The sequence below is a fragment of the Kosakonia sp. YIM B13571 genome, from assembly GCF_042788095.1.
GTDB lineage: Bacteria > Pseudomonadota > Gammaproteobacteria > Enterobacterales > Enterobacteriaceae > Kosakonia > Kosakonia quasisacchari.
In genome coordinates this window covers 793,422-813,915 of record NZ_JBHZPL010000001.1, presented here as the reverse complement: position 1 = coordinate 813,915, position 20,494 = coordinate 793,422, and the positions used below count along the sequence as shown (strand labels likewise).

The following is a 20,494-nucleotide window of genomic DNA, read 5'->3' as shown; positions in this document are numbered from 1 at the left end:
ATTTTTACCTTGTAAATGGCATTGTTGAGGTTTTCCCAATGAAAGGACAAGAAACTCGCGGTTTTCAGTCTGAAGTGAAACAGCTTCTGCACTTGATGATCCACTCTCTTTATTCAAACAAAGAAATTTTCCTGCGTGAGCTTATCTCCAACGCCTCGGATGCGGCGGACAAACTGCGTTTCCGCGCGCTGTCCAAACCGGAACTGTACGAAGGCGATGGCGATCTGCATGTGCGCGTCTCCTTTGATAAAGAGAACCGTACGCTGACCATTGCCGATAACGGCATTGGTATGACGCGGGATGAAGTGATTGACCATCTGGGGACGATTGCAAAATCGGGCACCAAGGCATTTCTGGAGTCGATGGGCTCCGATCAGGCGAAAGACAGCCAGTTGATTGGTCAGTTCGGTGTTGGTTTCTATTCGGCGTTTATCGTTGCCGATAAAGTGACAGTACGCACTCGCGCGGCGGGCGAAAGCGCTGAAAACGGCGTGTTCTGGGAATCAGAAGGTGCGGGTGAATACACCGTTGCCGATATCACCAAAGCCGATCGCGGCACCGAAATCACGTTGCACCTGCGTGAAGGGGAAGACGATTTCCTCAACGACTGGCGTGTACGCTCGATCATCAGCAAATATTCCGACCATATCGCCCTGCCGGTAGAGATCGAAAAACAGGAAGAGAAAGACGGTGAAACCGTCGTTTCCTGGGAGAAGATCAACAAAGCGCAGGCGCTGTGGACGCGTAACAAAGCGGAAATCAAAGACGACGAATACAACGAATTCTACAAACATATCTCCCACGATTTTACCGATCCGCTGATTTGGAGCCACAACCGTGTGGAAGGTAAACAGGAGTACACCAGCCTGCTTTACATTCCGTCACAGGCGCCGTGGGATATGTGGAACCGCGATCATAAACACGGCCTGAAACTCTACGTTCAGCGCGTGTTTATCATGGATGAAGCCGAACAGTTCATGCCGAACTATCTGCGCTTTGTGCGTGGTCTGGTGGATTCTAATGACCTGCCGCTCAACGTTTCGCGTGAAATCCTGCAGGACAGCAGCGTTACGCGCAGCCTGCGCACCGCGCTGACCAAACGCGTGCTGCAAATGCTGGAAAAACTGGCGAAAGATGACGCAGAAAAATACCAGACCTTCTGGCAACAGTTTGGACTGGTGCTGAAAGAGGGCGCGGGCGAAGACCACGCGAACCTGGAAACGATCGCCAAACTGCTGCGCTTTGCCTCCACGCACAACGACTCCTCCGCACAAACTGTGTCGCTGGAAGAGTATGTGTCGCGCATGAAAGAAGGGCAGGAAAAAATCTACTTCATTACCGCCGACAGCTACGCCGCGGCGAAGAGCAGCCCGCATCTGGAGTTGCTGCGTAAGAAAGGCATCGAAGTGCTGCTGCTTTCCGATCGCATCGACGAGTGGATGATGAGCTACCTGACCGAGTTCGACGGTAAGCCGTTCCAGTCAGTTGCCAAGGCCGACGCCTCGCTGGACAAGCTGGCAGACGAAGTGGATGAAAGCACAAAAGAAGCCGAAAAAGCGCTGGAACCGTTCGTTGAGCGCGTGAAATCTCTGCTCGGTGAGCGCGTGAAAGAAGTGCGTTTGACCCATCGTCTGACCGATACGCCTGCCGTGGTGGTGACCGATGCCGATGAGATGAGTACCCAAATGGCAAAACTGTTCGCCGCTGCGGGTCAGAATGCGCCGGAAGTAAAATACATTTTCGAGCTCAACCCGGATCACGCACTGGTGAAACGCGCGGCTGATACGCAGGACGACACCCAGTTTAACGAATGGGTTGAATTGTTGCTGGATCAGGCGTTGTTTGCCGAACGCGGTACGCTGGAAGATCCGAACCAGTTTATCCGCCGAATGAACCAGTTGCTGGTTTCATAAGCAAACACAGGGAGGCATCTGGCCTCCCTTTTTTATCTTTGTACTCCCGCATTCCCGTCTTGCCGATGTTACCGGGTACTTTCCTCTCTACCTCTCGCGCACCCTAAGAAAACGTATCATTAACCGTTTCAGCCGATCCCGCTTCCTTGAGCGCGGGTCGTTCTGGTGGTATCTTTTAGCGCTTTTTGAAAAATTGAACCAACATTTGAGGGGATTTTCGCAATGCGTATTATTCTGCTTGGCGCTCCGGGCGCGGGTAAAGGAACTCAGGCTCAGTTCATCATGGAGAAATACGGTATTCCGCAAATCTCTACCGGTGACATGCTGCGCGCCGCTGTAAAATCCGGCAGCGAACTGGGCAAACAGGCAAAAGACATCATGGACGCGGGCAAGCTGGTCACTGACGAGCTGGTTATCGCGTTGGTGAAAGAGCGTATTGCCCAGGAAGATTGCCGTAACGGTTTTCTGCTGGACGGTTTCCCGCGCACCATTCCGCAAGCGGACGCGATGAAAGAAGCCGGTATCAAGGTTGATTTCGTTCTTGAATTCGCCGTGCCGGACGAGCTGATCGTCGATCGCATTATTGGCCGCCGCGTACACGCTGCTTCCGGTCGCGTTTACCACATCAAATTCAACCCGCCGAAAGTGGAAGGCAAAGACGACGTGACCGGTGAAGAGCTGACCACGCGTAAAGACGATCAGGAAGAGACCGTGCGTAAGCGCCTGGTGGAATACCACCAGATGACCGCGCCGCTGATCGGCTACTACCAGAAAGAAGCGCAGGCGGGTAATACCCAATACGCTAAAGTCGACGGCACCAAAGCCGTTGCCGATGTGCGCGCAGAGCTGGAAAAAATCCTCGGCTAATCGCGCTCGCTCACCCGGAGTCTCCGGGTGAGAATTTTTCTCATCTTACCTATCACAGCAATGGGTTCCGTTTAACCGCTTTTACGCTACAATTACCAACCATTCAAAAGGTTAAGAGGCGTGAATGAGTCAGGCGAAAACCGGCATCCTGCTTGCCAATCTGGGCACTCCCGATGCTCCTACTCCCGAAGCAGTAAAACGCTATCTGCGGCAATTTTTAAGTGACAAACGCGTTGTCGATACGCCGCGCTTGCTGTGGTGGCCGCTACTGCGTGGTGTGATCCTGCCCATTCGCTCTCCCCGTGTCGCCAAACTCTATCAATCGGTCTGGATGGAAGAAGGCTCACCGCTGATGGTTTACAGCCGCAGGCAGCAGCGGGCTCTGGCGGCGCGCTTGCCGGATGTGCCGGTGGTACTCGGTATGAGTTACGGCTCGCCGTCGCTGGAAAGTGCCGTCGATGAACTGCTGGCACAGGAGGTTGAGCATATTGTGGTGCTGTCGCTCTACCCGCAATACTCCTGTTCCACGGTTGCAGCCGTGTGGGACGAGCTGGCGCGCATTCTGGCGAAAAAGCGCCATATTCCGGGCGTCTCCTTTATTCGCGACTACGCCGATGATGCGGACTACATCGCTGCGCTCGCCAACAGCGTGCGTGCCTCGTTTGCGCAGCACGGCGAGCCGGATTTACTGCTGCTCTCTTATCACGGCATTCCCCAGCGTTATGCGGCAGAAGGGGACGATTACCCGCAGCGCTGTCGCGATACCACGCGCGAGCTGGTTTCCGCGCTCGATTTACCACCGGAAAAGGTGATGATGACGTTCCAGTCACGCTTTGGTCGCGAACCGTGGTTGACGCCTTACACCGATGAAACGCTGAAGATGCTCGGCGAGAAAGGTGTCAAGCACATTCAGGTGATGTCGCCGGGCTTTGCAGCCGACTGCCTGGAAACGCTGGAAGAGATCGCCGTGCAAAACCGCGAATTCTTCCTTGAGGCCGGTGGCGAAAAATATGAGTACATTCCGGCGCTTAACGATTCCCCTGAACATATCGAGATGATGGTCAATCTGACGGCCAAATATCGCTGATCGCAGCGCGGGCTGAGAGTGTGTTAACATTCTCAGCCCGAATGTATAGCGCTTATTACAATCATGAAATTTCCCGGTAAACGTAAATCCAAACACTATTTCCCCGTTAATGCCCGCGATCCACTGTTACAGCAAATTCAGCCCGAGAGCGAATCCGGTACCTGTTGGGTGGTCGGTATCGACCAGACGCTGGTGGATATCGAGGCGAAAGTGGATGATGCGTTTATTGCCCGTTATGGCCTGAGTGCGGGTCATTCGCTGGTGATCGCCGACGATGTTGCGGAAGCGCTCTATCAGGAACTGGTCAGTAACGATTTGATCACTCACCAGTTCGCGGGTGGCACCATTGGCAACACCATGCACAACTACTCGGTGCTGGCGGACGATCGTTCGGTGCTGCTCGGCGTTATGTGCGACAACGTGAAAATCGGCAGCTATGCCTACCGTTACCTGTGCAACACTTCCAGTCGTACCGATCTCAACTACCTGCAAGGCGTGGATGGCGCGATTGGCCGTTGCTTCACGCTGATTAGCGACAGTGGTGAGCGCACCTTCGCTATCAGTCCAGGCCATATGAACCAGCTACGCCCGGAGAGTATTCCGGAAGCGGTTATTGCCGGCGCGTCCGCGCTGGTGCTTTCTTCTTACCTGGTACGCTGTAATCCCGGCGAGCCAATGCCGGAAGCAACTATGCAGGCGGTGACGTATGCCAAAAAGCATAATGTGCCGGTGGTGCTGACGCTGGGTACCAAATATGTGATTGCCGATAACCCGCAGTGGTGGCGCGATTTCCTCAAAGAGAATGTGTCGATACTGGCGATGAATGAAGAGGAAGGTCTGGCGTTGACCGGTGAAAGCGATCCGCTGCTGGCGGCCGATAAAGCGCTGGATTGGGTCGATCTGGTGTTATGCACCGCTGGCCCGGTTGGGTTGTATATGGCCGGTTTCACCGAAGATGAAGCGAAGCGCAAAACACAGCATCCATTACTGCCGGGCGCAATTGCTGAATTCAACCAGTATGAGTTCAGCCGAGCGCTGCGCCACAAAGATTGTGAACATCCGCTGCGCATTTACTCGCACATTGCGCCGTATATGGGCGGGCCGGAAAAAATTATGAATACCAACGGGGCGGGCGATGGCGCGCTGGCGGCGTTACTGCATGACATCACCGCCAACAACTATCACCGCACCAACGTGCCGAACTCGAGCAAACACAAATTCACCTGGTTGACGTACTCTTCGCTGGCGCAGGTGTGCAAATACGCCAACCGCGTGAGTTACCAGGTGCTGAACCAGCACTCACCGCGTTTGACGCGTGGCTTGCCAGAGCGTGAAGATAGCCTCGAAGAGGCGTACTGGGAACGGTGATGTGATTGCCCGACGATGCCGGACAGACAAGCTGATGAGACACTGGCCGGAGTAGCGTAAGCTTTCCGGCCTTTTCTTGCTTAACCCGTTACCGCTTCTTCAACCGGCGGTTTTTCCAGCAATCTCAGCATAGTGTTGGCGATTTCGCGTTCGCCCATCACTACCTGATTAGCACCGCGTTCAGTGATGTAATCCACTTCATCGTCGTAGTGCGCGCGGGCAATAATTTCAATATGCGGGCACTTCTCACGCGCGGTGGCGACAATCTCCCCGGCTTCGTAACCGTTCGGAATGGTCAGCAGCAGCCAGCGGGCGCAATCGAGATGCGCCAGGCTCATGATCTCCTCGTTGGCCGCATTGCCCAGCACCGCGCGAATACCGCGCTCACGCAGTTCATCCACGCGAGTCCGTGAGGTTTCAATCACCACCAGCGGAATGCCTTGTGCCATCAGTTTTTCACCCAGCAGGCTGCCGACGCGGCCAAAACCTACCAACAGCGCGTGGTTGCAAATATCCACCGGGATCTGTTTCTCTTCTTCGATAGCCTCTTCCAGCGTTTGCTCTTCCAGCGTCTCGGTTTTGTCGAGGTATTTTTCCAGCAGGGTAAACAGTACCGGGTTGAGCATAATCGACAGGATAGCACCCGCCAGTACCAGATTTTGCCCGGCCTGCGGCAGCAGGTTCAGCGACATGCCCAGGCCCGCCAGAATAAAGGCGAACTCACCGATCTGCGCAAGGCTTGCGGCAATGGTCAGCGCGGTGCGCGGCGAGTGACCAAACATGCGCACCAGCAGATACGCTGCCGCCGATTTACCAAAGATAATGATCGCCAGCGTACCGAGTACCGCCAGCGGCTGCGCAATAAGAACCAGCGGATCGAACAACATACCGACAGAGACGAAGAACAGCACCGCAAACGCATCACGCAGCGGCAGCGTATCGTGCGCCGCCCGGTGGCTGAGCTCGGATTCGTTCAGTACCATCCCGGCGAAGAACGCGCCCAACGCAAACGAAACATCAAACAGCTCAACCGCGCCGAAGGCGATACCCAGCGCCAGCGCCAATACGGAAAGCGTAAACAGCTCGCGTGAGCCGGTCGCCGCGCTACGCGCCATGATCCACGGCACCAGGCGACGGCCAACCAGCATCATGATGGCGATAAAAGCCACCACTTTGCCGATAGTGATGCCCATATCCACCGCCAGCGCCGCTAGCCCGACATCACCTTTCTCAGCCATTCCGGCGACCGCGGGCAGCAACACCAGCGTTAACACCATCACCAGATCTTCCACGATCAGCCAACCGATAGCGATTTGCCCGCGCTGGCTGTCGATAAGCTGCCGTTCCTCAAGCGCGCGCAGCAGCACCACAGTACTGGCAGTGGAGAGACAGAGCCCAAAAACGATACCGGTCATTAATGACCAATCCAGCATCGCGGAAAGCGCCATGCCCAGTAACGTCGCAACAGCAATCTGTGCGATCGCACCGGGAATGGCGATGGACTTTACCGCCATCAGATCCTTCAGGGAGAAATGCAACCCGACACCGAACATCAACAAAATCACACCCAGCTCCGCCAGCTCAGGCGCGAGTTGTGTATCGGCGACAAAACCCGGCGTAAACGGCCCGGACAATACACCCGCTAACAGGTAGCCCACCAGTGGCGAAATACGCAGTTTATTGGCAAGCATGCCGAAGATAAAAGCGAGCACAAGGCCGCCGACAATGGTGGTGATAAGCGGTGTGGCGTGATGCATTCCGTCTCCTTTCGTTGATACGTGGATCCCAGGGGTGATAACCGGTAACTGAGTTACAGTTTATGACAATTTTAGCCAGTATGTTTATGAATAATTGTTGAATTATGAAGAAAATGACAATTTGGATCAAAAAAGATAGCAAGCGGGGTATCCGTAACAGAAATCAGGTGCCAAGCGTAGGCTGGCAAGAGAAAGCAGCGGCCAAAGTGCGACTTTGGCCGTGAGGAAATCAGTGTTGCGGGCGGTTATCGGGCAGGAATATGGTCAGAATCCCGAGTAATGGCAGGAAAGCACATATTTTATAGACCAACTCGATGCTGGTATGATCGGCAACCAGCCCTAACACTGCAGCGCCAAGGCCACCCATGCCGAAGGCAAAACCAAAAAACAGCCCGGAAACCATGCCGATACGACCGGGCAACAGCTCCTGTGCATAGACCAGAATGGCTGAAAAGGCGGAGGCGAGCACAAATCCAATAATCACTGTTAAAATCCCGGTCCAGAACAGCGTTGCGTAGGGCAAAAGAAGGGTAAAAGGTGCTACGCCGAGGATAGAGCCCCAAATCACATATTTTCTGCCAATCTTATCGCCCAATGGCCCGCCGATTACCGTACCTGCCGCAACGGCGAAGAGAAAGATAAACAGATGCATCTGCGCGTTTTGTACCGATAAATCAAACTTCTGCATTAAATAAAAGGTGAAATAGCTGCTAATGCTCGCCATATAGAAGTATTTCGAGAAAATCAGGATCAGCAGCACACAAACCGCCAGCACCACTTTATTGCGCGGTAGCGGATTTATCACGGAAGCGGTTTTTTTGCCTTTGTTAACGCGATGCTGCGCGGCATACCAGCGGCTTACCTGCATCAGCACAATAATTGCCAACAGAGCCGCCAGTACAAACCAGGCAACATTGCCTTTGCCGTAAGGCGCAATGATCACAGCCGCCAGCAATGGCCCAAGCGAGGCGCCAAAGTTGCCACCGACCTGAAAGATGGATTGCGCCAGCCCGTGACGCCCGCCTGACGCCATGCGCGCCACGCGAGACGATTCCGGGTGGAAAACCGATGAACCTGTTCCCACCAGCGCAGCAGCGATCAGCACGGTGGTAAAATTCCCCGCCAGTGCCAGCAGCACCAACCCGCTTAAGGTGAAACACATACCGATGGGCAGCGACCACGGCATCGGGTGTTTATCGGTCAAATAGCCCACCACCGGCTGGAGCAGCGAGGACGCAACCTGGAAGGTCAGCGTGATAAAGCCAATCTGCACAAATGAAAGGGAAAAATCGGCTTGCAGCAGCGGATAAATCGCCAGCAGCAGTGACTGAATCATATCGTTAAGCAGATGCGAGAGGCTGATAGCGCCAAGAATACCGAACGAGGTGCGCGCAGCAGGCGATGTCTGCGACGTTTCACTGATTGCCATAAATACCACGTATGTTGTCAGAAGAGGTTAAGGATAGAGCACGGTAATGATTCTCTGACTACCATACCTTTGCTGAAAGTTTGAAGGAAGTTGCGATTCTGAATACATATTTGTCTATTATTTGCAGGCGCAGTAATTTCTCAGTTTATCAATGGGTCAGGGAGGGAAGCATGAGATTGTTAAAGAAGAGCATTACGCTGGGGCTGCTGGCGGCAATGGGTGTTGCCAGCTGGCAGGTACAGGCTTACGAGCAGGATAAGACCTATAACATCACCATTCTGCATACCAACGATCATCACGGTCATTTCTGGCGCAGTGATTACGGCGAATATGGGTTGTCTGCGCAAAAAACGCTGGTTGATGGCATTCGCAAAGAGGTCGCTGCCGAAGGCGGCAGCGTGTTGTTGCTTTCCGGCGGTGATATCAACACCGGGGTGCCGGAATCGGACTTACAGGATGCTGAGCCCGATTTTCGCGGCATGAACCTGATTGGCTACGATGCGATGGCTGTTGGCAACCATGAGTTCGACAACCCGCTAAGCGTGCTGCGTCAGCAGGAGAAATGGGCTAAGTTCCCGTTCCTTTCCGCCAACATTTACCAGAAAAGCACCGGCGAGCGCCTGTTTAAACCGTGGATGATGTTTAATCGCCAGGGGCTGAAAATTGCCGTGATCGGTTTAACCACCGACGACACGGCGAAAATCGGCAACCCGGAGTTTTTCACCGATATCGAATTTCGTAAACCGGCTGACGAAGCGAAGCTGGTGATTTCAGAGTTGAATCAAAACGAAAAACCGGATGTGATTCTGGCGACGACGCATATGGGCCATTACGACAACGGCGAACACGGTTCGAATGCGCCGGGCGATGTCGAGATGGCGCGTAGCCTGCCGAAAGGCGCGCTGGCAATGATTGTGGGTGGTCACTCACAAGATCCAGTCTGTATGGCTTCTGAAAATAAAAAACAGGTCGATTACGTGCCTGGCACTCCGTGCGCGCCGGATCAGCAAAACGGCATCTGGATTGTTCAGGCGCATGAGTGGGGTAAATATGTTGGACGCGCGGATTTCCAGTTCCGTAACGGCGAGATGAAACTGGTTCGTTACCAGTTGATTCCGGTCAACCTGAAGAAGAAAGTCACCTACGACAACGGCAAAAGCGAGCGCGTACTCTACACGCCAGAAATTGCCGAAAACCCGCAAATGCTCTCCCTGTTAACGCCGTTCCAGAACAAAGGCAAAGCGCAGTTAGAGGTGAAAATCGGTAACGCGAATGGTCATCTGGAAGGTGATCGCAGCAAAGTGCGTTTCGTGCAAACCAACCTTGCGCATGTCATTCTCGCGGCGCAAATGGCGCGTACCGGCGCGGATCTGGCGGTGATGAGCGGCGGCGGCGTGCGTGATTCTATTGAGGCGGGCGACATCACTTACAAAGACGTGCTGAAAGTGCAGCCGTTCGGCAACACGCTGGTGTATGTGAACCTGACCGGCAAAGAGCTCACAGATTACCTCACCGCGGTGGCGCAGATGAAGCCGGATTCAGGTGCGTATCCGCAGTTTGCCAATGTTAGCTTTGTGGCGAAAGACGGCAAGCTGGATGCATTGAAAATCAAAGGCGAACCGGTCGATCCGGCGAAAAGCTATCGACTGGCGACGCTCAGTTTCAACGCAACCGGCGGTGATGGTTATCCACGTCTGGATGATAAAGCAGGCTATGTGAATACTGGCTTTATTGATGCCGAAGTGCTGAAAGAGTACATCCAGAAAAACTCACCGCTGGATGTGAATGCTTACGAACCAAAAGGCGAGGTGAGCTGGCAATAACCAGCTCCTCATCCGTCAATCGCGGCGGGCGATATCGGCAAATTTCGCGTCCAGCATGTTTGCCAGATCGCTCGCCGCCAGTTCAATATCCAGCCCGCGTTTGCCACCGGAAACATAAATGGAAGCATAATCTTGCGCAGGCGCATCGATAAGCGTCGGCAACCGTTTTTTCTGCCCCAATGGGCTGATGCCGCCCACCAGATAACCGGTGGTGCGCTGGGCAACCAGCGGATCGGCCATATCGACTTTTTTCGCGCCAAGCGCTTTGGCGACTTTTTTCAGATCTAACTGCCCGGCAACCGGCGTTACCGCAACGGCAAGATGTTTCATATCGCCATTGATCGCCACCAACAGCGTTTTATAAACCTGGTCGGCATTCAGCCCCAGCTTGCGCACCACTTCATCACCAAAGTTGGTTTCATTGGGATCGTGATCGTAAGTGTGTACCTGAAAGGGAACCTTGTTTTTTTCGAGTAACTTCACGGCGGGTGTCATAATAATCCTTCTTACCACGGTCATCTCACGGCGCTTAGCATACGCCTGGTCGCGTGCGCGAAAATAGTACCATCTTGCGCTATTGCGCCGCTCTTTCGCGCAGCAACGCCGGTAAATTCCCCTCGCCATACAGATGCAATGCGCCTGCTGCCACCACGTAGTGCCCCGGCGGCAGCGCAAATAAACGCTCGCACCATGCCTGGTTGCGCTGGTGCATCAAAACATCATGCAGCGGCTGGCTGAACGTTGACGGCAGTGTCAGTTCATCTTCAGCGGGCGGGTTTTCCAGCCACCAGCTCATCATCACCTGTAATAAGCGCGCATTCTCGTGCCAGTGAGTCAGCGTATCCTGCAACAGCTCTTTACCCTCGTCTGGCAACTGCCGCAAGATATCCAGCTGGCTGCTGGTGCCTTCCAGTTCCATCACTTTCACTTGATATTGCTGTGCTGCCTGTAACAACTGATAGTCGATGCCGTACTCCGGGCGTAGCCCCAGCCGTTGTGCCTGCGTGGCCTGCAACACCAGCGCAATATGCCAGGCGGGTCGCTGGTCGAATTCATCTCTGCGAAGCGACAGGGTTTGCAACGTGCTGTCGAGCTGGGCAAGCAGTTCAGGATTAAGCCGTTGTTCGAGCGGTTCGGCGGGTGGCAGATTGTCGAACGGCGAATCCGAACCGGCGATATCCGCTTCCACGATTAGCGCATCGGCATTGCGCAGTTTTTGCAGCAGTTGCACCGGTAGCGGCGACATGTTGTACGTGCCCATGTGAATACTGCCCACCAGGTGCAGATGTTGGCCGCCGGGCAAATCAACATCCAGTGCGGGCCAGCGGTAATGACGCACACGAAGCGCAAGAAAAAATGTTTTCAATCGTTGAAACAGGCTCATACGCGCTTCCTGAGTGAAAAATCTCATGCTAGCGCGCGCGGCCAGAAGGTGCAAACCCCGCCGGATAAACGGCGGGGTTGGTGCGTTTACTTCTGGGGGTTAAAGCGCAATAACCGGTTGGCGTTGCTGACGACGGTAATGGACGAGAGCGCCATTGCCGCGCCTGCGACCACCGGGTCGAGCAAGGTGCCGGTCAGTGGCCAGAGAATACCTGCCGCAATTGGAATACCCAGCGAGTTATAAACAAATGCGCCGAGCAGGTTCTGTTTCATGTTGCGCAGCGTCGCTTTGGATATCGCCAGCGCATCGGCAACGCCCACCAGGCTGTGGCGCATCAGCGTGATGGCGGCGGTTTCAATTGCCACATCGCTGCCGCCGCCCATCGCGATGCCTACGTCCGCTTGCGCCAGCGCGGGTGCGTCGTTAATCCCGTCGCCGACCATCGCCACCTGGCGACCCTGCTGTTGCAGTTTTTTAATCGCCTCGGCTTTACCATCCGGCAGCACGCCGGCGATCACTTCGTCGATACCGGCCTCTTTGGCGATGGCGTTAGCGGTAGTGGGGTTATCACCGGTCAGCATCACCAGGCGGTAGCCTTCATGGTGCAGGCGTTGCAGCGCCTCGATGCTGTCTCCGCGTAGCGGATCGCGGATCGCCAGCAGCGCCACGGCTTTCCCGTCAATCGCCAGCAGTACCGGCGTGGCGCCCAGGCTTGCCTGAGCATTAAGCTCATCGTCAAGCGCGCTCGTATCCACGTTTTGTTCAGCCAGCAGCGCCTGGTTGCCAAGCAACACGCTGCGCCCGTCAACCTCACCGCTCACGCCCAGCCCGCGCAGTGTGCGGAACTGACTGACCACTGGCAGCGTCTCCGCGCCTGCTTTTTCAATAATCGCTCGCGCCAGCGGATGGCTGGAACCTTGTTCCAGGGCCGCCGCCAGGCGTAGCGCCGTCGCTTCGTCAATATCCCGCGTTTTCACGCTCACCACTTCGGGTTTGCCGCGCGTCAGGGTGCCGGTTTTGTCAAACACGATGGTATCCAGCGTGCTGGCGCGTTGCAGCGCATCGGCATCGCGAACCAGCACGCCAAACTCCGCAGCGCGACCGACGCCGGAGATAATCGACATTGGCGTCGCCAGCCCCAGAGCACAAGGGCAGGCGATAATCAGCACCGTGGTGGCAATGACCAGCGTATAGACAATTTGCGGCGCAGGACCGAAGAAGTACCAGAGAGCACCGCTGAACAATGCGATAGCCACCACGACCGGCACAAACACGGCAGAAATGCGGTCGGCAAGTTGGCCGATCTCCGGCTTGCTGCTTTGCGCCTGGCGCACCATGCGAATAATGCGCGACAGCGTGGTGTGGCTGCCGACGGCGCTGGCGGTAAACAGCACGCTGCCGTCCTGCACTACCGTCCCGGCATGAATGCTCTCGCCGGTGCTTTTTTCCTGCGGCACCGGTTCGCCAGTGAGCATTGCTTCGTCAAACCATGCTTCACCCTGGCTAATTTCGCCGTCTACCGGCACACGATCGCCGGTGGTCAGGCGCAGCGTCATGCCCGGCTGAACGTCCGCCAGCGGCACGCTTTTCTCGCCGTCGGCGGTGACCACGCGTGCGGTGGGCGGAGTTAAATCAAGTAACCGTTCTAGCGCTTTAGACGAACGCTGGCGGGCGCGGGCTTCCAGCATATGGCCGAGGTTAATCAAACCAATGATCATCGCGCTGGCTTCGTAATAAAGGTGCCGGGCTTCCATCGGGAACCACTGCGGCCAGATATTGACGCTCATGGAGTAGAGCCAGGCCGCGCCAGTCCCGAGTGCCACCAGCGTATCCATGGTCGCCGTGCCGTTACGCAGGCTTTTCCAGGCACTGGTATAAAAATGGCCGCCCGCTACGATCATGACCGCTAACGTGACAACACCGAGAACGAGCCACAGGGAGCGGTTGGTGTCGGTGACCATCATGTTATCGCCGATCATGCCCCACACCATGATCGGCACGCCAACCAGCAGCGCGACAATCGCTTGCCAGCGGAAGCGTTTCATGGTGGCGAGCGCGGTTTCCTGCTGGCGCTCGCGGCGCTTGATGTCATCTTCAATGGCTTCAGCCCCGTAGCCTGCGTTCTCTACGGCGCTGACTAATTCAGCGGCGGGGGCACTGCCCATAACCAGCGCGGTGCGCTCCGCCAGATTGACCCGTGCCTGCGTAACGCCCGGTACGGCCTGTAAGGCTTTTTGCACCCGGGAGACACAACTGGCGCAGCTCATGCCGTTGATCAACAGCTGTTGGCTGTCATCAAGCTCGCTGGCTGCCGGAAGCTCAGGTGTGGCCGCTGTCAGTGCTTCCGACGGGAGTGATGACTCTGCCAGCGGTTTAGCCTTTGGGTGGCTTAAGCTCGCACCGTATCCGGCTTCTTTGATGGTTTCGATCAACGCGTCAGCGCTGGCGCTGCCGGTGACTTCCGCACGTTCAATGGTGACTTCTGCCTGTTCAACATCCGGGCGTTTTTCCAGGCTCTCTTTGACGCGTTTTACGCAATGGCCGCAAGAGAGGCCATCCAGGTCTAGCGCTATGGTATGAGACATACTTAATCTCCTTGGTTGTGGTGCTTCAATAGTGACTGTGTAGAAGCTTAAACCTTCCATCAAGGGGAAGGTCAAGGTTTTATCATTACAAAGGGGCAATCGGTGTTTCATAAACAACAAACCCCGCACGGGGCGGGGTTTGCTTATTACCGGAGGGGGAAAACTCAACCGTATTTACGGGCAAATTCCTGATCGGAGTTGCACAGATAAATAATAAATTCAACGAAAGAGATGATCGCCGGAATAAAGGTCCAGCAAAACAGAAGATAAAGGATCCCCTGACCTGGTTTCCCTAAATAAAATTTATGCGCACCAAATCCGCCTAAAAAGAAGGCAAACAGCGCAGCAGAAATTCGGCTTTTCTTCCCGGCGGTGTTCTGTGGCGCGCCGCACTGCGGGCAAGCCACCGCTTCTTTATGTATTTCCTTTCCGCAACCACGGCAAAACGCCATATCACTCATAACCACTCCTGTGTGTAAATCATTTATCATTCTTAGAAACATCCGGCCACATGTTATAGCGAAGCGGTAAGGTGGGTAAATAAAAAACCATTAACAATATGGATATATTTGTTTTATTACATGGCGGCCATTTATAGTGATTAACTCAGGTTCTGGCAGTAAGGGGGAAACGTGAATATCAGCGATGTGGCAAAAAGAACCGGTTTAACCAGCAAAGCGATTCGCTTCTATGAAGAGAAAGGGCTAGTGACACCGCCGCTGCGCAGCGAAAACGGCTACCGCAGTTACAATCAACAACACCTGAATGAGTTAACGCTGCTGCGCCAGGCGCGGCAGGTGGGGTTTAATCTCGAAGAGTGTGGCGAGCTGGTGAATCTGTTTAATAACCCGGCCCGTCATAGCGCTGATGTCAAAGCGCGCACGTTGCAGAAAGTGGCCGAGATCGAGCGACATATTGGCGAACTGCAACTGATGCGTGTGCAGCTGCTGGCACTGGCGGAGTCATGCCCTGGCGATGACTCCGCCGATTGCCCGATTATTGATAACCTTTCTGGTTGTTGTCACCACGCGAAGGGTTGAGCATAAATGTCACCGTGCCGCGATACCACGGGGAGGCGGCGAGTTGCTGCTCTTCGCTGATATCACGCTCGCCGTTCTGCACCAGCCCCAATTTAAATGGAACGCGTAACGCTAAAAGTGCGGGTAGGTAGGCGGTGTAATTCGCCACGGTGCTGCGTCCCTGGTAGCTCTGTACCACCAACTCATCCACCGGCAGCGCGTTAAGGGTTTGCACGCTGCCAGTTTTCGCCCAGTCCAGCAATCCGGTGACGCCCAGCGCGTAGTCTGCTGGCAGCGTTTGGCGTAGACGATGCAAAAACAGCGCGTAATCGCCGAGTCGATGAGTCGCGGCATCGAAATCCACCTGCAACCCGACGACATGGTTACCTGCGGCTTGCCAGCGAGCTAACAGCCGGTTAAGACGTAACAACAGCGCATCCGGCACGTCCAGGGTGGTAAAACGTACGGTGAGCCAGATGCGCGGAAACGTAAGCTGGTTGACCGGCAGCCCTTTACGCTCGAACACCGTTTGACCGGCAACGGTGACGACATCGCCCTGATGCAGGTAGACAATATCGGCATCACGCAGCGTTTGCGTGGGTCGCACGCCAGACCATAACCAGTACGCTGTCTTCCCCTGAGCGGATAACGCCGAAGGGAAGAGCAGCGCGCCTGCCAATGCCATTACCAGTAATATTTGAGCTCTTTGGCCCATACGCTTCCCGGATAACGGCTTTTCAGTTGCTGGAACCATGCTTTACGCACGGATTTATCCACGTCTTCGCCACCGCAATCGTTATAACCGGAGGGGGCATAACACATCACGGCGCGATACAGCGCGTAGCTCTTATCTTCCGGCTCAGCTTTGGCGTCGCGGATAACCTGCTGATACCAGGCCAGACGGTGCGCGACGCCGGGTGCAGAGTTAAGTTTTGTTGCGTCGTCCAGCGCGTCGTTACCCCACTGGTCGGTTTCCCGGTTAACGCGGGTTTGGGTGATGCGGAAAAACTCGCCCAGGCAGTTCAGCGCATGGCCATCCTGCGTTTTCTGGCTCAGAGTGGTGACTGTTTTTTCCAGCGCAGCGCAGAAGTAAACGCTCTCTTTGTCGGTGCCTTTCCAGCCAAATGCGCTCAGATTGACGTCGTCAAACGCTTCGCCAGTGACCGGCGGTGTGATTGCGGCGATCAGTTTCTTGTCTTGTAACCAGTCGGCGTAATGCCCTTCGGTTAAATCGCGCGTCAGTAGCGTGTGCAGCGCGATGGTGCGCTCTTCATTATTTGGGCCGTTATTGGCTTGCTGGCGCAGTAACTCGCGTGGTGCTTTGGTTTTCAGCACTAAGGAACGGTAACGCAGATTCGTGACCTTGCTGCCAGGCGCAAAAATCTGCGCCAGCGCGTCGCTTTCCACCAGCGTTGCCGCCAGCTTGGCCTGTAGCAACTGCTGCTGTTCGACATCCTTGCTCAGCTCCAAAAGATGTAGCCAGTGCGCTTTGGCGTCCGGCCACTGTTTTTCCGCCATCAGCGCTTCGCCGTACAGCACTTGTTCGCTAAACGCGAGGATATTATGCGGCTCCAGCGTTTGCGCCGGGGTGATACCAGTGCGCACGGTGGCGTAATCTTGCTTGCTGAAAGCCAGCTTCAGGCGCAGGTAATTCCACAGATCGCCACGCTTATTTTTGTCGAAATCGGCTTTGATGCTGTCAAGCCAGGCTTGATCGATACAGGGATGCTTATCATCGCATTTGTTGTCGCGCAGGCGGCGCAGCGTCAGGATAAACGTCATCAGCGAGGCATCCGGCGTGCTGATAAAATCATTACCGCCCCATTCGAGGAGTTTGTTGTCGCTTTCATTCACCAGCGCGATTAACGCATCGCCGCTGGCCGTCTGCGACAACGCCTGTTCGAAGAGTGCCGCCAGCGCATTCCAGTCCTGCAAATACCAGTTGATGCGGCGCAACATACCCTGCGCCGATTCTGCGTAGCGACCCTGCGGCCAGCTTTTCAGGTAATGCAGCGCTGCATCTCGCGCTTTCTGCGCCTGGGCTTTATCCACTTTTGTGACGTCGAAATCGCCATATTCACCGTTGGCATTGGCGCTGCTGGCGTTGAGCGCGGTGCGCATCAACATATAGCTGGCTGTTTCGGCAAGCCACGGCAGCGGGCTGCTGGCTAGCGAAGTAAAATCCTGCGCTGCAGCCTCATAATCACCGGCATAGAAAGCGTTAGCGCCGTGTAAATAAGTACGGAAACCGAGAGCGGCAGAACCTTCCGGGAAGCTCAGCGCATTGATGATGACTTCACCGCGGCCATCCGCTGCCGTCCGCGCTTTCGCCAGCGCCAGGCGCTGTTCCGGTGTCAAGGCCGTTTCGGCCAGCAGGGCGGCGAAAAAGCCAGAAAGTGTCTCGTTATTGCGCGACACAAAGCGGTTTTCCAGCTCATCGGATTCAAAGCCTTCGCCAGTTGCTGTCTGCGTCGTGCCGCCCTCGGCGATCAGGCGCAACAGCGCAGGTGGAATTTGATCGTCAGGTTTGATGCCCAGCGCTTTCATTTGCTGGCGCAGGGTTTCATCGCCGGTGGCCGGTTCCGTGGCTGCTGCTGATGCTGTGGTGTCATCATGATGGATACCGAAATAGAAGTTTCGGTTGCGTGTGAAATCTTGCGGCACGGGCTGGTGCAGCGGCAAAAATCCTTTTTGCTCATCCACCAGGCGCAGTAAGTTATCGCGGGTATCGGTATCGATGCCCAGTACCGGTGGGCTGGTGATGAAACATCCCGCGCTGCCCCAGGTACAACTATCGATATCAGAAGATGCCAGCGCAGGTGCGCTGGCGGTAAAGGAGAGGCACAAGCCCAGCGCGAGGCGGCTGCGTTTTATCATTCCCTGAATCCTTGCGTGGTTGTTATTCGTTTATCGCTTTGATGCGTAAGGTAATCCCTTCAACGGCAGTCACCTCAACGCGCGTTCCGGCAGCGAGATCGTCGTCGGCGCTGACTGGCCACGAACTGTCGCCTACACGCATATGGCCACGCCCATTCACCAGCGCGTTATCAAGCTGGAAGCGGCGGCCGATGAGCTGTTGCCCTCTGAGGTTCAACGACGCGTCGGCGGGTTTTTGTTGTTTTACCCGCCGCGAAAGCCATTGCCACCACAGCCAGGCGGCCAGCATGGTCAGCACGGCGAACAGCACACCTTGCCACTCCCAGCCGAAGGGAATAACCCACGCCAACAACCCGGTGACCACCGCCGCGACGCCGCTCCATAACAGATAACCGTTACCGCCCAGCATTTCCGCAGCCAGCAACAGGCCGCCGAGCACCAGCCAGGCAAGGTGCGTATGTTCGAGCAGCAGTGCGGCAATCATTTTTTACGCTCGTTGGTGCTGTCTTTCACCAGTTCAGCGATCCCGGCGATCGAGCCCATCAGGCTACTGGCATCCAGCGGCATCATGACCACTTTGCTGTTGTTCGCCGAGCCAATTTGTTGCAGCGCATCGGTATATCGTTGCGCCACAAAGTAGTTCACCGCTTGGATGTCCCCGGCGGCAATCGCTTCAGACACCATCTGCGTGGCGCGGGCTTCTGCTTCTGCTGAACGCTCACGTGCTTCTGCCTGCAGGAACGCCGACTGGCGCTCGCCTTCGGCTTTCAGGATCTGTGACTGTTTTTCGCCTTCGGCTTTGAGGATCTCTGCCTGGCGGATCCCTTCGGCTTCAAGAATATAAGCGCGCTTGGTTCGTTCCGCTTTCATCTGCGCGTTCATTGAGGCAATCAATTCTGCCGGTGGGCGCACATCGCGAATTTCAATACGGGTGACTTTCACGCCCCACGGATTGGTGGCTTCATCCACAATATGCAGCAGACGCGTATTGATGCTGTCACGTTGTGAGAGCATTTCGTCCAGCTCCATTGAGCCGAGTACGGTACGGATGTTGGTCATGGTCAGGTTGATGATCGCCAGTTCCAGGTTGCTCACCTCATAAGCGGCGCGCGGGGCGTCGATCACCTGAATAAAGCACACTGCGTCAATGGTGACGTTGGCGTTGTCTTTGGAAATAATTTCTTGCGAGGGGATGTCGAGAACCTGTTCCATCATATTGATCTTACGACCGATACGATCCATAAACGGCACCACCAGGCTTAAACCCGGCTGCAGCGTGCGGGTGAAACGGCCAAAGCGTTCCACTGTCCACTGGAAGCCTTGTGGGACGATTTTCACACCGGAGATAACCACCACCAGCGCGACGAAGATAAGAACCAGAATGACGATTGGCATCAAAAAAACCTCCTGTTTAATTTGATGCCATCTTAGCCCGATTTAGCGATTAAAACAGCGCGATCGCCAAATTTAGCAGGGGAGTTAGTAGAGCAGGGAGTAGAGCTGGCGGCGGTATTTCGATGCCAGCGCGTCGCCGGTGCCGAGTGCGGCCAGGATCTCTTGCAGCATTTTGCGCGCTTCGCCATTCGCAGCAGCCAGATCTTTGCGCAGGTGGCTAAACAGCAGCTCAAGCGCTTCTTCGTTGCGACCTACCTGGTGCAGTTGCAATGCCAACTGCGTAGCCAGTAGCGCGTCCTGCGGGTTGTCTGCAACTTGTTGTTGCAGTTGCTGGATTTCCGGCGTATCCGCAGCTTTTTTCAGCAGTTCAATCTGCGCGATAAGCCCCTGGTAACGGGTGTCCTGATCCTGTAACGGAATGCTTTTCAGCGCCGCTTCGGCTTCATCCGCGCGGTTCAACACAATCAGCGTTTCTGCCAGCAGCAGGGTGATTTCGCTGTTTTGTGGCGCCAACTGGTTGGCCTCTTTCAACAGCGGCAGCGCGTCAAGGTGCTTGCCTTCCTGCATCAGTTGCATGGCCTGCTGCGCTTTCAGCTCCTCTTCACGCGGCAGCACTTTATCCAGCAGCGCGCGAATCGCTTCTTCCGGCTGCGGCCCCTGGAAGCCGTCAACCGGTTGGCCATTCTGGAACAGGTAAACAGTTGGAATGGCGCGTAAGCCAAACTGCGATGCCACCATTTGCTCTGCGTCGCAATCGACTTTCGCCAGGATAAATTGCCCGTTGTACTGTGCAGCGAGGCTCTCTAGCACCGGTGTCAGTTGCTGGCAGTGCTGGCTGCGTTCGGACCAAAAATAGAACAGCACCGGTGTGGCAACGGATTGCTCAAGCACCTGTTGCAGGTTCACTTCGGTAATATTGACAATATTCTGTGCAGACATACTAAGTTCTCTTTATTTCACTGTTTCGTCATACATGGGGGACAGGCTGAG

Annotated in this window: 17 protein-coding genes; 6 read left to right on the top strand and 11 right to left on the bottom strand. The window is 55.3% G+C overall.

Annotated features, from left to right (window positions below):
* The first annotated feature begins 38 nt into the window (after positions 1-38).
* The 4 genes from htpG to ACFX4O_RS03925 all read left to right on the top strand — a co-directional run bounded on the left by htpG (position 39) and on the right by ACFX4O_RS03925 (position 5,235).
* Positions 39-1,913, top strand: a complete 1,875-nt coding sequence (gene htpG / locus ACFX4O_RS03940) for a molecular chaperone HtpG (protein ID WP_380207423.1) — start codon at positions 39-41, stop codon at positions 1,911-1,913.
* Positions 1,914-2,135: 222 nt separating this feature from the next.
* Complete coding sequence (gene adk / locus ACFX4O_RS03935; RefSeq protein WP_131406070.1) at positions 2,136-2,780, top strand: adenylate kinase; 645 nt, start codon at positions 2,136-2,138, stop codon at positions 2,778-2,780.
* 124 nt (positions 2,781-2,904) lie between these two features.
* Positions 2,905-3,867, top strand: a complete 963-nt coding sequence (gene hemH, locus ACFX4O_RS03930; RefSeq protein WP_380207421.1) for a ferrochelatase — start codon at positions 2,905-2,907, stop codon at positions 3,865-3,867.
* Between the two features lie 63 nt (positions 3,868-3,930).
* A complete protein-coding gene (locus tag ACFX4O_RS03925; RefSeq protein ID WP_380207419.1) occupies positions 3,931-5,235 on the top strand; it encodes an inosine/guanosine kinase in 1,305 nt (434 codons plus the stop codon).
* Between the two features lie 80 nt (positions 5,236-5,315).
* Here ACFX4O_RS03925 and ybaL read toward each other — a convergent pair whose 3' ends face one another.
* Positions 5,316-6,992 carry a YbaL family putative K(+) efflux transporter gene (gene ybaL / locus ACFX4O_RS03920; RefSeq protein WP_131406073.1) on the bottom strand — a complete coding sequence of 559 codons (1,677 nt, stop codon included), beginning with the start codon at positions 6,990-6,992 and terminating at the stop codon, positions 5,316-5,318.
* 229 nt (positions 6,993-7,221) lie between these two features.
* Positions 7,222-8,421: an MFS transporter gene (locus ACFX4O_RS03915; RefSeq protein WP_380207416.1), complete on the bottom strand. Its 1,200-nt coding sequence runs from the start codon at positions 8,419-8,421 to the stop codon at positions 7,222-7,224.
* A gap of 170 nt (positions 8,422-8,591) precedes the next feature.
* Here ACFX4O_RS03915 and ushA point away from each other — a divergent pair, with 170 nt between their 5' ends.
* On the top strand, positions 8,592-10,244 hold the full coding sequence (ushA, locus tag ACFX4O_RS03910) for a bifunctional UDP-sugar hydrolase/5'-nucleotidase UshA (RefSeq protein ID WP_380207414.1): 1,653 nt from the start codon (positions 8,592-8,594) through the stop codon (positions 10,242-10,244).
* Positions 10,245-10,259: 15 nt separating this feature from the next.
* Here the strand turns inward: ushA and ybaK are convergent, their stop codons facing one another.
* From ybaK to ACFX4O_RS03890, 4 genes are all read right to left on the bottom strand, one after another.
* Positions 10,260-10,739, bottom strand: a complete 480-nt coding sequence (gene ybaK, locus ACFX4O_RS03905) for a Cys-tRNA(Pro)/Cys-tRNA(Cys) deacylase YbaK (protein WP_380207412.1) — start codon at positions 10,737-10,739, stop codon at positions 10,260-10,262.
* A 79-nt stretch (positions 10,740-10,818) separates the two neighbouring features.
* Positions 10,819-11,628: a TraB/GumN family protein gene (locus ACFX4O_RS03900; protein ID WP_380207410.1), complete on the bottom strand. Its 810-nt coding sequence runs from the start codon at positions 11,626-11,628 to the stop codon at positions 10,819-10,821.
* Positions 11,629-11,714: 86 nt separating this feature from the next.
* On the bottom strand, positions 11,715-14,213 hold the full coding sequence (gene copA / locus ACFX4O_RS03895) for a copper-exporting P-type ATPase CopA (RefSeq protein ID WP_380207408.1): 2,499 nt from the start codon (positions 14,211-14,213) through the stop codon (positions 11,715-11,717).
* Between the two features lie 164 nt (positions 14,214-14,377).
* Positions 14,378-14,674, bottom strand: coding sequence for a TM2 domain-containing protein (locus ACFX4O_RS03890; protein ID WP_131406079.1), 297 nt, complete (start codon positions 14,672-14,674; stop codon positions 14,378-14,380).
* 171 nt (positions 14,675-14,845) lie between these two features.
* Here ACFX4O_RS03890 and cueR point away from each other — a divergent pair, with 171 nt between their 5' ends.
* On the top strand, positions 14,846-15,253 hold the full coding sequence (cueR, locus tag ACFX4O_RS03885) for a Cu(I)-responsive transcriptional regulator (RefSeq protein ID WP_131406080.1): 408 nt from the start codon (positions 14,846-14,848) through the stop codon (positions 15,251-15,253).
* Here the strand turns inward: cueR and ACFX4O_RS03880 are convergent.
* The 5 genes from ACFX4O_RS03880 to ACFX4O_RS03860 form a co-directional block, all read right to left on the bottom strand.
* On the bottom strand, positions 15,210-15,947 hold the full coding sequence (locus tag ACFX4O_RS03880) for a DUF3142 domain-containing protein (RefSeq protein WP_380207406.1): 738 nt from the start codon (positions 15,945-15,947) through the stop codon (positions 15,210-15,212). The two genes, cueR and ACFX4O_RS03880, sit on opposite strands and share 44 nt — an antisense overlap.
* Positions 15,917-18,109, bottom strand: a complete 2,193-nt coding sequence (locus tag ACFX4O_RS03875) for a hypothetical protein (protein ID WP_380207404.1) — start codon at positions 18,107-18,109, stop codon at positions 15,917-15,919. The genes ACFX4O_RS03880 and ACFX4O_RS03875 overlap by 31 nt, the downstream gene beginning before the upstream one ends.
* Positions 18,110-18,131: 22 nt before the next feature.
* Positions 18,132-18,593, bottom strand: coding sequence for an NfeD family protein (locus ACFX4O_RS03870; RefSeq protein WP_380207402.1), 462 nt, complete (start codon positions 18,591-18,593; stop codon positions 18,132-18,134).
* Complete coding sequence (locus ACFX4O_RS03865) at positions 18,590-19,504, bottom strand: SPFH domain-containing protein (protein ID WP_131406083.1); 915 nt, start codon at positions 19,502-19,504, stop codon at positions 18,590-18,592. The genes ACFX4O_RS03870 and ACFX4O_RS03865 overlap by 4 nt, the downstream gene beginning before the upstream one ends.
* An 84-nt stretch (positions 19,505-19,588) precedes the next feature.
* The gene (locus ACFX4O_RS03860; RefSeq protein ID WP_380207399.1) at positions 19,589-20,443 is read right to left on the bottom strand and encodes a co-chaperone YbbN; all 855 of its coding nucleotides are present in this window, start codon (positions 20,441-20,443) and stop codon (positions 19,589-19,591) included.
* Between the last annotated feature and the right edge of the window lie 51 nt (positions 20,444-20,494).